General features: G+C 67.5%; 11 protein-coding genes. 5 read left to right on the top strand and 6 right to left on the bottom strand.

Annotation, left to right across the window (positions count from 1 at the left end; translation table 11 throughout):
• Positions 1–140 precede the first annotated feature (140 nt).
• Both ACYP33_RS19540 and ACYP33_RS19535 read left to right on the top strand, forming a co-directional pair.
• Positions 141–2,522: a UvrD-helicase domain-containing protein gene (locus ACYP33_RS19540; RefSeq protein ID WP_414444909.1), complete on the top strand. Its 2,382-nt coding sequence runs from the start codon at positions 141–143 to the stop codon at positions 2,520–2,522.
• 2 nt (positions 2,523–2,524) lie between these two features.
• Positions 2,525–3,358, top strand: coding sequence for a 5'-methylthioadenosine/adenosylhomocysteine nucleosidase (locus tag ACYP33_RS19535; protein ID WP_459623422.1), 834 nt, complete (start codon positions 2,525–2,527; stop codon positions 3,356–3,358).
• Between the two features lie 97 nt (positions 3,359–3,455).
• Here ACYP33_RS19535 and ACYP33_RS19530 read toward each other — a convergent pair whose 3' ends face one another.
• Entirely contained in the window at positions 3,456–4,709 is a 1,254-nt protein-coding gene (locus tag ACYP33_RS19530) for an MFS transporter (protein ID WP_459623420.1), read from the bottom strand.
• Between the two features lie 346 nt (positions 4,710–5,055).
• On the opposite strand from ACYP33_RS19530, the gene ACYP33_RS19525 reads away from it, so the two are divergent.
• The gene (locus tag ACYP33_RS19525; protein ID WP_459623418.1) at positions 5,056–6,714 is read left to right on the top strand and encodes a methyl-accepting chemotaxis protein; all 1,659 of its coding nucleotides are present in this window, start codon (positions 5,056–5,058) and stop codon (positions 6,712–6,714) included.
• 103 nt (positions 6,715–6,817) lie between these two features.
• On the opposite strand, the gene ACYP33_RS19520 is transcribed toward ACYP33_RS19525, so the two are convergent.
• From ACYP33_RS19520 to ACYP33_RS19505, 4 genes are read right to left on the bottom strand one after another with little or no spacing between them, the layout of a single operon-like run.
• Positions 6,818–7,741, bottom strand: a complete 924-nt coding sequence (locus ACYP33_RS19520) for an efflux RND transporter periplasmic adaptor subunit (RefSeq protein WP_459623417.1) — start codon at positions 7,739–7,741, stop codon at positions 6,818–6,820.
• A 13-nt stretch (positions 7,742–7,754) separates the two neighbouring features.
• Positions 7,755–7,958 (bottom strand): DUF1656 domain-containing protein, encoded by a 204-nt coding sequence (locus tag ACYP33_RS19515; RefSeq protein WP_206129043.1) that lies wholly within the window; start codon positions 7,956–7,958, stop codon positions 7,755–7,757.
• Positions 7,955–10,162 (bottom strand): FUSC family protein, encoded by a 2,208-nt coding sequence (locus ACYP33_RS19510; RefSeq protein WP_459623414.1) that lies wholly within the window; start codon positions 10,160–10,162, stop codon positions 7,955–7,957. Before ACYP33_RS19510 ends, ACYP33_RS19515 begins: the two co-directional genes overlap by 4 nt.
• A gap of 11 nt (positions 10,163–10,173) precedes the next feature.
• A complete protein-coding gene (locus tag ACYP33_RS19505; RefSeq protein ID WP_459623412.1) occupies positions 10,174–11,733 on the bottom strand; it encodes an efflux transporter outer membrane subunit in 1,560 nt (519 codons plus the stop codon).
• 236 nt (positions 11,734–11,969) lie between these two features.
• Here ACYP33_RS19505 and ACYP33_RS19500 point away from each other — a divergent pair, with 236 nt between their 5' ends.
• Positions 11,970–12,911, top strand: a complete 942-nt coding sequence (locus tag ACYP33_RS19500) for a LysR family transcriptional regulator (RefSeq protein ID WP_414449590.1) — start codon at positions 11,970–11,972, stop codon at positions 12,909–12,911.
• A 122-nt stretch (positions 12,912–13,033) separates the two neighbouring features.
• Positions 13,034–13,192, top strand: coding sequence for a hypothetical protein (locus ACYP33_RS19495; protein WP_459623410.1), 159 nt, complete (start codon positions 13,034–13,036; stop codon positions 13,190–13,192).
• Between the two features lie 170 nt (positions 13,193–13,362).
• On the opposite strand, the gene ACYP33_RS19490 is transcribed toward ACYP33_RS19495, so the two are convergent.
• Entirely contained in the window at positions 13,363–14,244 is an 882-nt protein-coding gene (locus tag ACYP33_RS19490) for a metallophosphoesterase (protein WP_459623461.1), read from the bottom strand.
• Positions 14,245–14,247: the final 3 nt, after the last annotated feature.

Genomic DNA, 14,247 nt, shown 5'->3' with positions numbered 1-14,247 from the left:
AGCGCGAGGGTGCGCGCGGGCTCGCCGAGGCAGCGCAAATCGCCGCGCCGATGCGCCGGCACCAGCGCGGCGGCGCTACCCGCAACCGCTCTATAATGTCCGGCCTGTCGCCTGACCTCCCACCGTCCGCCTCCCGCTTTATGCCCGATCTGCTCGCGAACCTGAACCCCGAACAATATGCCGCCGTCACGCTGCCCAACGAGCCCGCGCTGATCCTCGCCGGTGCGGGCAGCGGCAAGACACGCGTGCTGATCACGCGGATCGCCTGGCTGATCCAGCAAGGCCTCGCGTCGCCGCCCACCGTGCTGGCCGTCACGTTTACGAATAAAGCCGCGCGCGAAATGCTGACGCGGCTGTCGGCGATGATGCCGATCGACACGCGCGGCATGTGGATCGGCACGTTCCACGGGCTGTGCAACCGCATGCTGCGCGCGCATTACCGCGACGCCGGGCTGCCGCAAACCTTTCAGATCCTGGACACGGCCGATCAACTGTCGGCGATCAAGCGCCTGATGAAGGCCTCGAACATCGACGACGAGAAATATCCCCCGAAGAACGTCCAGTACTTCATCAACAACGCGAAAGAGCAAGGGCTGCGCCCGGACAAGGTCGAGGCCACCGACAACTTCAACCGGATGTTCGTCGAGCTGTACCAGGCCTACGACCAGCAATGCCAGCGCGAGGGCGTGGTCGATTTCCCCGAGCTGCTGCTGCGCTGCTACGAGCTGCTGATGTTCAATCCGCCGCTGCGCGCACATTACCAGTCGCGCTTCCGGCAGATCCTGGTGGACGAGTTCCAGGATACGAACAAGCTGCAATACGCCTGGCTCAAGCTGCTGGCCGGCTCGGAAAACGCGATCTTCGCGGTGGGCGACGACGATCAGTCGATCTACGCGTTCCGTGGCGCGAACGTCGGCAACATGCGCGACTTCGAGGACGAATTCCGGGTCCGCAACCTGATCAAGCTCGAACAGAACTACCGCTCGCACGGCAACATCCTCGATGCGGCCAATCACCTGATCGCGCACAACTCGCACCGGCTCGGCAAGAACCTGCGCACCGATGCCGGGCACGGCGAGCCGGTGCGCGTGTACGAGGCGGCCACCGATTCCCAGGAAGCCGGCTGGATCGTCGAGGAAATCCGCTCGCTGATCACCACCGGCATGGCGCGCAGCGAAGTGGCCGTGCTCTATCGCAGCAATGCGCAGTCGCGCGCGATCGAGCACACCCTGATGACGGCCGGCATCGCCTATCGCGTGTATGGCGGCCTGCGCTTCTTCGAGCGCCAGGAAATCAAGCACGCGCTGGCCTATCTGCGCCTGATCGACAACCCGAACGACGATACGGCGTTCGTGCGCGTGGTCAATTTCCCGACGCGCGGCATCGGCGCGCGCTCGATCGAGCAACTTGCCGACGCGGCGCGGCTCTACAACTGCGCGATGTCGGCCGCGATCCCTTATGTCACCGGCAAGGCCGGGTCGAGCCTTGGCGCGTTCGCGAACCTGATCGCGAAGATGCGTGCCGAGACGGCGCGCATGAGCCTGCCCGAGACGGTCGAATATGTGGTGCGCGTGAGCGGCCTCGGCGCTTTCTACGAGGGCGAGCGCGAAGGGCAGGATCGCCTGGAAAACTTGCAGGAACTGGTCAATGCGGCCACCGCGTTCGTCGGCGAGGAGGGTTACGGGCTCGACGCGCCGGCGCGTGCGGTTCCGCTGCGCCCCGGCGCGAGCGCGGCGCCCGAGATCGCCGTGGCGGGCGACGCGGCCGACACGGTGCTGGCGCCGGCCGAGCTGGGCGACCCGGCCCAGAACCCCGACACCATGACGCCGCTGGCCGGCTTCCTGTCGCACGCCTCGCTGGAGGCTGGCGACAACCAGGCGCAGGCCGGCCAGGATGCCGTGCAACTGATGACCGTGCATGCGGCCAAGGGCCTCGAATTCTCGGCCGTGTTCATCACCGGCCTGGAAGAAGGCCTGTTCCCGCACGAGAACAGCGCGCTCGAATCGGAGGGGCTGGAAGAGGAGCGCCGGCTCATGTACGTGGCGATCACGCGCGCCAAGGAGCGGCTCTACATGTCGTTCGCGCAAAGCCGCATGCTGCACGGCCAGACGCGCTACAACATCCGCTCGCGCTTTTTCGACGAGCTGCCGCAGCACGTGCTGAAGTGGCTGACGCCGCAGGTCGAGGCCGGCAGCCGCTGGGGCGGCCGTGCGGACAACGCGGGCTATGGCCGCAACTGGTTCTCGCGGCCGGGCGGCGGTAGCGGCAGCAGCAGCGGCGGCTCGCGCGAGACGGTGGTCGACGCGGCCGTGACGGCGCCGCTGCCGGCGTTCGCCAACGAGAAGCGCGCGGCCGGCAACGGCTTCCGCGTCGGCCAGGCGGTGTTTCATACCAAATTCGGCGAGGGCAAGGTCACGGCCCTCGAAGGCGAAGGCGCCGATGCGAAGGCGCAGGTCCGATTCAAGCGGCACGGCGAGAAATGGCTCGCGCTGGCCGTCGCAAAACTCCAGCCGGTGGAATGATCATGACGTCTTCTCTGAGCTTCGACCGCAGCCGGCCGCTCGGCATCCTCGCCGCGCTGCCGCAGGAATTGGGCGATCTGGTCGCCGCGATGCGCGCCGAGGGCGCGGTCGAGACGATCGCGCTCGGGCAGCGCGAATACCACGTCGGCACCGCCTACGGCGTGCCCTGCGTGGTGACGCTCGCACGCGTCGGCAAGGTGGCGGCCGCCACCACGGCCACCGCGCTGATCCATCGCTTCGACGTGCGCGCGATCGTGTTCGCCGGGGTGGCCGGCGGCGTGTCGCGCGAGGTGGCGGTGGGCGACGTGGTGGTGGCGCAGGCGCTGTTGCAGCACGATCTCGACGCATCGCCGATCTTTCCGCGCCACGAAGTGCCGCTGCTCGGCATCACGCGCTTCGCGGCCGATGCGGCGCTGTCGGCGCGGCTGCATGCGGCCTGCGACGCGTTCGTGGCCGAGCACGGCGAAGCGCTGAAGGCGCGCTTCCGGCTGCGCGGCGCGCGCGTGCATGCGGGCCTGATCATCAGCGGCGACCGGTTCGTGTCGAGCGAACCGGAAGTCGTCGCGTTGCGCGAGGCGCTGCCCGATGCGCTGGCCGTCGAAATGGAAGGCGCGGCGCTGGCGCAGGTCTGCTACGAATACGGCGTGCCGTGCGCGGTGGTGCGTACCATCTCCGACACGGCCGACGACCACGCCACGGCCTCGTTCACGAATTTCCTGACCGAGATCGCCGCCGCCTATTCGTCGGAAATCCTGAAGGGGTTCCTGATCGGGCTGGCCGGCGCGCCGCTTGCGGCAGCCGGCGAATCCGATCCGGCGAGTGCGTTGCCGGCCTGAGAACGCCGGCCGGTTCGCGGCGCGAGCAGACGAAAAAACGCCCGGTTCACACGAACCGGGCGTTTTGCATTCGGGAAGCGCGCTCCCGCGAGGCGGCTTACGCGGCCGCCGCCGCCCGTTTCGCCTTCTTGCCCTCGACGTCGGGCAACAGCACCGTCAGCACGCCGAGCAGCGGCAGGTAGGCGCAAAGCTGGTAGACGTACGACACGCTGGTCGCATCGGCGATGTCGCCGAGCACCGCCGCGCCGATCCCGCCCATCCCGAACGCGAGGCCGAAGAACAGGCCCGCCACCATCCCGACCTTGCCCGGAATCAGCTCCTGGGCGTAGACGAGGATCGCCGAGAACGCCGAGGCCAGCACCACGCCGATGATCACGGTCAGCACGCTGGTCCAGAACAGGTTTGCGTGCGGCAGCATCAGCGTGAACGGCGCGACGCCGAGGATCGACACCCAGATCACGACCTTGCGGCCGATACGGTCGCCGATCGGCCCGCCGATCACGGTGCCGGCCGCCACGGCGGCGAGGAAGATGAACAGGTGCAACTGCGCGGCCTGCACGCCGAGATGGAAGCGATCCATCAGGTAGAAGGTGAAGTAGCTGGTGATGCTGGCCAGATAGAAATACTTCGAGAACACCAGCATCATCAGCACGCCGAGCGCGAGCAGGACCTGCTTTCTCGACAGCGTGGCATGGCGCTCGCCGGTCTTGCGCTTCTTCAGCGACGGCTGGCGGCGGTACCAGCGGCCGATCTGCGCAAGCACCACGATCGCCACCAGCGCGGCCACCGACACCCACGCGATGCTGTGCTGACCGTGCGGGATGATCACCAGCGCCGCGAGCAACGGCCCGAGCGAGGTGCCGGCGTTGCCGCCCACCTGGAACAGCGACTGCGCGAGGCCGTGGCGTCCGCCCGAGGCCATCCGCGCCACGCGCGACGATTCCGGATGGAACACCGACGAGCCGCAACCCACCAGGGCGGCCGCCACCAGCAGCACGCCGAAGCTCGGCGCGACCGACATCAGCAGCAGCCCCGACAGCGTGAAGCCCATGCCGACCGGCAGCGAATACGGCAGCGGCCGCTTGTCGGTATAGAGGCCCACCAGCGGTTGCAGCAGCGAGGCGGTGATCTGGTAGGTCAGCGTGATCAGGCCGATCTGCGCGAAGGACAGCGAGAAGTTGTCCTTCAGCATCGGATAGATCGCCAGGATCAACGACTGAATCATGTCGTTGAGCAGGTGCGAGAAGCTGATCGCGCCGAGCACCGGGTAATCGGTGCGGGCGGGCGCCGGCGCCGCGGTGGCGGCCGGCGTGTTGGGCAAGGGCTGAGCGGTATCGAGGCTGGTTTGCATGGCGAACGAGCGTTGGGCGGCGGGGCCGCGCGGTGTAATGGGAATTCGTAACAGCGTCACCGGAGTGTAAATTGGCTCACTCGGATTGTCAGGCCAAGTTTTGTCGCGATTCGGACATCTCGGCGGGTTCGATTCGGTGCAGCGATCGCACAAGATTTTTGTTTGCACGAATAAAAATTGCCTCCTATCAGGACAGACCCGTACTCAAGAAAAAAATCCGACCTGCCGACAATTCCTTATCCGTGACGACACGCGCGGAAAGGTCCGTGCCGCAGATCCGCGGCTGGCGGCCGTACGGTGATGCCGGAGCCGACATTTCCGGCAGCAGAATGAGTACGGGGGAAGGATGATGGGAATTTCGCTGCGCGCACGGCCGGCGACGGCAGGCATGACGTCCGGCGCCGCCGCGTCGGCCGCTTCGACACGGGGCACGCGGGCGCCGGGGCGGACCTGGTCGGTGCGGGCGACGCTGTATGCGGCGTTCGCCGTGGTGCTGGTGGGCACGCTGGCGATCGGCCTGTTCTCGCTCTGGCAGATCAGCCGGCTCGACGAATCGATCCGCTCCGTCTACGAGCAGGGCCATGTCGCCAGCCACGCGGCCGAATCGGTGCGCGGCCACGTGTTGCGCGCGAGCCGTGCGCAGAAGATGCTGCTGACGGCCACCACGGCCAAGGAGCGCGACGATCTCGGCAACGACATCACGGGCGACCTGAACGGCATCACGACCGAACTGGCCGTGCTCGACCGCTACGCCGACGCCGGCGACCGCGCCGCGCTCGACAGCTTCGCCAAGTCGGTGAAGGACTGGAGCGGCCATCTGAGCGACTTCGTCACGCTGGTCAAGCAGCAATCGCTGGATCTGTCGCAGATGAACTGGCAGGTCGGCACGCAGGACGTGAGCCTGCTGGTCGAAACGGGCAAGCTCGAAAAGCAGGTCGATACGCTGGTCGCGGCGCGCGGCGAAGCCGCCAAGGAAACGCGCGACGCTTCCACGGCGCGCTTCCACGCCTCGCTGCTGATGATCGCCGTGATGACGGCCGGACTGATCGTGTTGGCGATCCTGATCGCCTCGTGGGTGGTGCAGCGGCTCGGCGCGCAACTGGGCGGCGAACCGGCCACGGCAAAGGTGATCGCGGCCGGCATCGCGCGCGGCGACCTGACCCAGCCGGTCAAGCTCACCAAGCGCGATCGCGACAGCGTGCTGTTCGCGCTCGACGCGATGCAGCGCGAACTCGGGCAGACGGTGCGCGAGATCGCGGCCAGCGCCGAGGCGATCGCATCGGCGTCGAGCGAAATCTCCACCGGCAACCTCGATCTGTCGCAGCGCACCGAGCAGCAGGCGGTGGCGCTGGAGCGCACTTCATCAAGCATGTCGCAACTGACTTCCACCGTGCACCAGAACGCCGAGAACGCGCGGCAGGCCAGCGCCTTGGCGCAGAACGCGTCCGACGTGGCCGAGCAGGGCGGCGAGGTGGTGAGCCGCGTGGTCAACACCATGAACGAGATCGACGCCAGCGCCCGCAGCATCCGCGAGATCATCGGCACGATCGAGGGCATCGCGTTCCAGACCAACATCCTCGCGCTCAACGCGGCGGTCGAGGCGGCGCGCGCGGGCGAGAACGGGCGCGGCTTCTCGGTGGTGGCGAGCGAGGTGCGTTCGCTCGCGCAGCGCTCGGCCACGGCGGCCAAGGAAATCCGCCAGTTGATCGGCGCGTCGGTGGATCGCGTGGCGAACGGCGCGCAACTGGCGACCGACGCCGGCCGCACGATGGAGGACGTGGTGCGCGCGGTGCGGCGCGTGACCGACATCATCGGCGAGATTTCAGCCGCATCGACCGAACAGAGCGCCGGCATCGACGAGATCGGCCGCGCGGTCGAGCAGATGGATTCCGGCACGCAGCAGAATGCGGCGCTGGTCGAGGAGGCCGCCGCGGCGGCACGCTCGCTCGACGAGCAGGCGCAATCGCTGAAGGCGCTGGTGGGGCACTTCCGCGTGGCGGGCTGAGACGCGAAGCGCCGGGCGCCCGCTTTCGGCGGTACCGACGAAAAACCCCGCGATGCGTCAGGCATCGCGGGGTTTTTTCATGGCCGCCGGGGGGCGGCGCGGATCAGGAATGCGCGGGCGCGGGCGTGGCGGGTGCCGGCGTCTTGTGGTCGGTGCCTGCCTGCGGCTTGCCCTCGTCGACGATCACCGTGCAGGTGGTGCCGGCCGACAGCACCACGCCGTCCGGCACTTCGTCGATATGGATGCGCACCGGCACGCGTTGCGCGAGCCGCACCCAGTTGAAGGTCGGATTGACATCGGCCACCAGATCGCGGCTTTGCGGGTTGTCGCGGTCGTAGATGCCGCGCGCAAAGCTGTCGACATGGCCCTTCAGCACGCCGCCGCTCATCAGCCGCATCTCGGCCTTCGCGCCGAGCTTCACGCGCGGCAGCTTGGTTTCCTCGAAGTAGCCGTAGACCCAGAACGAATGGCTGTCGATGATCGCGAGCTTGGCGTTGCCGGCCGTCGCGTAGTCGCCCTTGAACACGTTCAGGTTGGTGATGTAGCCGTCCACCGGCGCGACCACCCGCGTGCGTTCGAGGTTCAGCTTGGCGGCGTCGAGCGCGGCGTTGGCCTGCTGGAGCTGGGCGGCGGCGCCCGAGGCGGTTTGCGCGGCGTTCTCGCGGTTTTCCTTCGACACCACGGCTGCGTCGAGATCGGCGCGGCGCGCGGCGTCCGCACGCTTCATCTGCAACTCGGACTGGCGCGCGGCCACGGCGGCCTTGGCCTGCTCGACGGCGATCTCGTAATGCGACGGATCGATCTGCATGATCAGGTCGCCCTTGTGCACGAACTGGTTGTCGCGCACCGGCAGCTCGACCACGGCGCCCGACACGTCCGGCGCGACGTTGACGATTTCGGCGCGCACCCGGCCGTCGCGGGTCCACGGCTCGTCCATGTAATGGACCCACAGCCGGTGTCCGATCAGGATCGCGACGACGAGGATCACGGCTGTCGCGACGAAGCCGAAAAGTTTTTTGAGGAGCATGGTTCGATTCATTTCAACGGTAGACGGCGAGGCTCAGGCCGCCGCAGATGCAAACAAGCAGGCTGGCGCGGAACAGCGAGGGATGCCAGACCAGCCGGTACAGGCCGGTGGCGGCCAGCACCCGGTCCAGCGCCCAGGTCAGGATGGCGCCGAGCACGAACAACAGCACGACGGTCGGCATGTACGCATCGAATACGGCGATTTCACGCGGCATCATGATGGGGCTCCCGGAGTAGGCGGTGCGGCGTTGCCGTCGAGCGCCGCGAGCGGCGAGTCACGATCGAGCAGCGCGGTGCGCACGAGATGCAGGTGACTGAGTATGCGTTGCAGGCGCTGGCGCTCCTCGGCCGGCGGCGCGAACGTGTCGAGCGCCTGGTGGGTGGCCGCGATGGCGTCGATCGTCGCGGCCAGCGCGGCGTCGAAGCGCGCCGGCTTCGGCCCGGCGAACAGCGCGCAGACCTTGCGGCGCATGGCGCGGATCGCGACGCGCCACGGCATCGAGGCCGCGTAGCGCGGATCGTCGGGCAGGCCCTTCAGTTCGTGGCGCAGGTCGATGATCGCGTTGCCGGTTTCGAGCACCGCGAACATCCAGCGCAGCGCGTCGCGCTGCACGCCCGGCTGGTCGGCCGACAGCGTGTGCGCCTGGAACATCAGGTCGCGCGCGCCGCTCTCGAAGCGGGTGCGCAGCCCGGCCAGACGGCCCTCGCAGGCCTGCACGACCTGCCGGCGCAGGTCGGCGAGCAGGCGGCGCTTGAGCCACGGCGCGGTGGGCGGCATCAGCACCCCGAACGCGATCGCCACCACCACCATGGCCAGCACGATCGCCATGCCGTTGTTGATGAAGTCGGTCGGGTCGTAGCGCGTGATGTTGTCGGGGCCGGCCAGGAAGCTGAAGAAGATCAGGTAGCCCATGCCGTGCGCGCCGGTTTTGGGCTTCATCGTCAGCCAGATGCCGATCGACAGCAGCGGTGCGAGCGCGACGCAGAGCATCACGAAGCCGTCGATGCGCGGGTAGATCACGAACATCAGCAGCGAGCCCATCGCCACGCCGAGCGAGGCGCCCATGGCCATCTGCACGGCGGTGGTGCTCGGGCGCGGCGACGACGAGGCCAGCGCGCAGACGGCCGCCGAGTTCAGCACCAGCATCACGCCGCTCGGCCAGGTGCTGTGGATCCAGAACCAGCCCAGCAGCATCATCACGACGCCGGTGCGCAGGCCCGCGATCAACGCGGCGGTCAGGTTGGTCTTCGGCTCGAAATGTTCGATCCAGCGCTCGCGTTCGTGCGTCTCGCTGGCGAGCGACCCGTAGGTGGCGGCGTAGGCGTGCACGTCGCTGATGAAGCGGTAGAGCAACTCGGCGGCCGTGTCGAAATCGAGCAGCGGGAACTCGGGCTGCCGTTCGAGCTCGGCACGGGTGGCGCGCAGCCGTTGCGGCAGTGCGTCGCGATAGGCCAGCAGCGGCTCGGTCACGCGCGTGGCTTCGGCGGCGGTGAGCACCGGCCGTCCGTCCGGTTCGAGCAGCGGCGCGATCTCGCGGAAGTACGGCTCGATTGCTGCGATCACGGCCGTGTCATGCGCGGCGCGCAGCCGGTTCATCAACTGATGCAGCGCGTGAAAGCGGCTCGATGCGGTCATGAACTCGCTGTTCAGGCGCGTGAGCCGCCCGTTGCGCTTGCGCGATTCGTGATTCTCGAACACGGCCATGCTGCGCGCCGATTCGAAACCGATCACGTCGGCCACGAAATTCGTGTGCACCTTCTCGATTTGTGCGCGGTCGAGCTTGCCCGACAGCGCCGACGTCACGTAATCGACGAACGACGAGAAACGGCGACGCACCGTGGTGCGCATCTGCTGGCCCGTGTAGCGCGGGAACAGCAACGCGCTGACCAGACCGGCCGAGACGATCGCCACGACGATTTCGGCCACCCGTGTGAGCGCCGTCATGAACGCCGTGTCGGGCTGCTGCGAGGCGGGCAGGCCGATCAGCGCGGCCGTGTAGCCCGCCAGCAGGAAGCCGTAGCTGCGGAAGTTGCGGTTGCGCGCGGCGCCTGCGTTGCAGATCGCCACCCACAGCGACACGGCGCTCAGGAACAGCCAGGGCTGCTGCGGGAACAGCGCGACGAAGGTCAGCGTGGCCACCAGGCCCACGAAGGTACCCGTCAGGCGGTAGAAGCTCTTGGCCAGCACCGCGCCGCTTTGCGGCTGCATGACGATGAATACGGTGGTCATGGCCGTTTTCGGCGCGGGCAGGTCGAGCACCATCGACACGCCGATCGCAAGGAACGCGGCCGTCAGCGCCTTGACGAGGTAGAGCCAGGCGTTGCCGTCGGTGCGTGCCCAGTCGGCGAACGCGGCGGCCAGCGCCGCGAACGGGTGGCGGCCGGGCGGCGTGGCGGTGGGGGAGGACGGGGAGGCGGACATGGTCGGCGCCCTCAGTCGGCCGCAGGCGCGGTGGCGCTGCGGGGGGCGGTGGTCGGGCGGGCCATGGCGGCGCGGGCCGGTGCCGGGTTGGCGGCGGTGCCGGCGTCGGCCGGTTTGCCGGGTGCCGTGGCGGCAGGGCCGCCCGCTGCTGCGAGCGGCGCGGTGGCCGCTGCGGCCTTCGGCGTGTCGGCATCGTGCGGCCCGTTTTCCGGCGTGTCGAGCCCGCCGCCGAGCGCGGCCATTAGCGACGCATGGGCAGCCAGCCGTTCCGCTTCGACGCGCGTCTGGCTTTCCTGCGCGCGCAGCAGTTGCGACTGCGAGACGAGCACGTTCACGTAGTCGGTCAGGCCGCGCTTGAAGCCTTGATGCGAGAGATCGAAGCTGCGCCGCGTCAGCGACACCGAGCGCGCGGCGTCCTTGCGCTGCGTGTCGAGCGAGCGGATTCGCACCACGTTGTCGGCGATGTCCTTGAGCGCCGACACCAGCGTCTGGTTGTAGTGTTCGACGGCCTCGTCGTAGCCGGCCGCGGCTCCACCGAGTTGCGCGCGCAGTCGGCCGCCCTCGAAGATCGGCAGCGTGATCGCCGGGCCGGCCGTCCAGCCGCCGTTCATCGAACGCAGGAAGCCGGTGAGCGCCGAACCCACGCCGAAGCCGCCGAGCGAGGCCATCAGGTCGACGTTCGGGTAGAACTGCGCCTTGGCCACGTCGATGCCGCGTGCCTGCGCGTCGACCATCCAGCGCGCGGCCACCACGTCGGGGCGGCGGCCGATCAGCTCGGCGGGCAGCGCCGAAGGCAAGCTGGCCGGCGTTTCCAGCGACAGCGCCGGGCGCGTGAGCGCCTCGGCCGCGCCGGGGCCCTTGCCGGCCAGCGCCGCCAATTGATGGCGGCCGAGTTGCACCGCTTCCTCGTAGCTGTCGATCTGGCGGGAATAGTCGGGCAGCGGCGATTCGGCCTGGCTCAGTTCGAGCTGCGTGCCGATGCCGGCGCGCAGCCGCTTCTGCGCCAGCTCGACGAGTTCGTGCTGGCGGTCGTAGGCTTGATGGGCGATATCGAGCAGCGCGAAATTCTTCGCGAAATCGATATAGGTGCGCACCACGTTGACCTCGAGTTCGAGGCGCGCGGCGCGTTCGTCGGCCGCTTGTGCGCGTGCGGCATCGAGCGCACGCTCGGCGTTGTTCTTGTCCTTGCCCCAAAGATCGAGGTGATAGGACAGGTTCAGCGTGCCGGTGTTGTTCCAGGTGTTGCTGTTCGAGAGCGTGCCGGGGCCGTAGAAGTAGTCGTCGGGCCAGTGCTCGCGTTCGAGCGACAGCCGGCCGTCGAGCTGCGGCAATTCATCCGCATGGGCAACGCGCGCGGCGGCCTGCGCCTGGCGCACGCGCGCCTGGGCCGCCGCCAGCGACGGATTGCCGGCCTGCGCGGCGGTGATCCAGCCGTCCAGTTGCGGATCGCCGTAAGCGCGCCACCAATCGGCGCTGGGCCAGCCTGCATCGCGGTTCGCCGCCCGGATTGCCGATCCGGCATCGAGCGCGGACGGATCGACGCGCTTCGATTGCGGTGCAACATTGCCCATGCTTGCGCATCCGGCCATTGTTATTGAGATTGCAAGAACCGCGAGTGCAAGCGTCCCTCTTGTTGCCCGAGACTGCACGATTTTCTCCCGTTCTGATATAGATGACTGGGAAGCGATTATATTTTTTCAGTTATTGGTAGATAAGCCCGTAAGGGCGCAAGGCATTTTTACGAAATCCGAGATAATATTGCCAGGGCTTTGTGCAACAATCTGCCCGCAATCAAGGGGGAATCAGTATGGATACGCTTCAGAACATGCGTGTGTTCGTCCGCGTGGTCGATGCGGGTAGTTTTACTGCGGCCGCCCAGCAGCTCAATTCGACCACCGCCTATGCATCGCGCGCGGTGTCGGATCTGGAGTCGCATCTGCGCACGCGGCTGTTGAACCGCACCACGCGGCGGATCGCGCTGACCGAGGCCGGCGAGCGTTATCTGCAGCGTTGCGAGCAGATCCTGGCCTATGTCGATCAGGCCGAAGCCGAGGCCAGCGACGCCCACGCGCGCCCGTCCGGCAAGCTCAAGGTGCATTGCATGACGAGCCTCGGCCAGCATTACGCGGTGCCGATGATCGCGCGCTACCGGCAGCGCTATCCCGAGGTGCAGGTGGATCTGACGCTCGCGCAGCGCTTGCCCGACCTGCTCGACGAAGGGTTCGACGTGTCGATCGTGATCGACCGCAACCTGCCTGATTCGGGCCTGGTCTCGCAGCGTCTCGGCGAAACCTTCAGCGTGGCCTGCGCATCGAGCGACTATCTCGAACGGCACGGCGTGCCGCGGGTGCCGCAGGATCTCGACGCGCATACCTGCCTCGGGATGGTCGCGCCCGGTTTCCAGTGGGACGAGTGGACGCTGGTCGGGCCGGATGGCGAGAAAAGCCTGCCGGTGGCGTCGCCGCCGTTCCGGGTCAACGTGGCCGAGGCCTTGTCGGTGGCGATCCGCGAGGGGATGGGGATCGGCGTGCTGCCGCTCTATACCGCTATTACCGGCCTGCGCAACGGCGATTTCGTGCGTGTGATGCCCGAGTACCGCTCGCACGTGATGAACATTTACGCGTTGTATCCGTCGCGCCAGTATCTCGACGCGAAGATCCGCACCTGGGTCGATTTCATGCGCGAATCGTTGCCGGCCACCCTCGAGGCCGACATGACGGCGCTCAAGCTATTCACGCGCGAGACCTGATGCGTCGAATCGTTGGGCGCTCACACTTCTTTTCGGTCTAGCAACATTTTTTTACGCTTGAAACGCGCAGGGTTTGCTACTGTTGAGTCATTGGATGTCGGACTGACTGACGGAGAAAATCGATGAGCGCGCACTGGGTGATGTTGGGTCTCGCGGCCGTGACTGGCTGGATGGGTATCGTGGGTGCACGGGACCTGCTGCGCGCGAAGCAGCGCCAACTGGTACCGGTGCGGGTTCGGCGCCCGGAAGACACGCAGGCGCGGAGCGCTTCGCGGTATTGAATCGGGTTGGTAAGCCGGCGGCATGAACGCCGGCTTTTTCGTGGCATTTTCGTGGGTAGGCAGCGGGCAGTTGTTACCGATTGCTACCGGCGTGACGATTTTCCGCGATCGTTTGCACTCGATCGCGACGCGGGCGTGCTTGTCGCACGCCCGTTGTCGTTTACGGCGCGTTACAGCCGTTCCACCGAGGTGGCGTGTGTGGTGTGCGTGGCGTTTGGCAGTGTCACCACCTTGTCCCATGCGAACGCGGGATTTTCGCGTTCACCCGTTTTCCGTCGAATGTAGCCGCGCGGGTTGCAGACCACGCGCGTACCGGCCGCCGTCTCGTAGTCGAACGAGGTGTGCGTGTGGCCGTGGATCCACAGTGCAGCCGGCGGCGCCACCAGGGGTGTCAGGTCGCTGATGAAACCGGCCGAGACGATCTCGTTCGCGTAGCGCTCGGCCAGGCTCGCGCGATGCGGTGCGTGATGCGTCACCACGATCGTCTGCCCCGGCCACGGCTTGGCCAGCTCGGCTTCGAGCCACGCGCGCGCGCCGCGATGCAGGGCCAACGTGTCGGCCGGCGTTAGGGCGCGCGATTCGCCGGGGCCTGGGCTGCCGCCGCGTTCCGTATCGCCGGCCGCGGCCCAATCCACTTGAATCACACCGTTGAAATCGAACATCGTGCGGGCGCAGGCCGTCATTGCATTGGTGAGCGTGTCTTCGTCGCTGCCGAACAGCGCGAAATCGGTCCAGAGCGTCGTGCCGAGCACGCGAAAGCGGCCGTCTGGCGAAACGTAGGCATCGCCGTTCAGGTAATGGACGTTGTCGAGCGCGCGGGCCGTGTCGCGCATCGCGGCTTCGAGCGCACCGAACGCGCCGTCGTAATACTCGTGATTGCCGGGCACATAGATCACCGGCACGTCGGGATCGAAGTTCTCGGCCGCCCAGCGCAGGCCCTCGGCGTGATTGTGGATGTCGCCGGCCAGCACGACGAGATCGGCGGCGGCGCCGGGAATCGCTTCCGGCATGTTGCCTTCGAGATGCAGGTCGGACAGCACGCGCACGCGGATCGA

The sequence above is a fragment of the Burkholderia sp. 3C genome, assembly GCF_054589155.1.
Note: the sequence above shows the minus strand (reverse complement) of the source record. Positions and strands in the feature narration are given on the sequence as shown.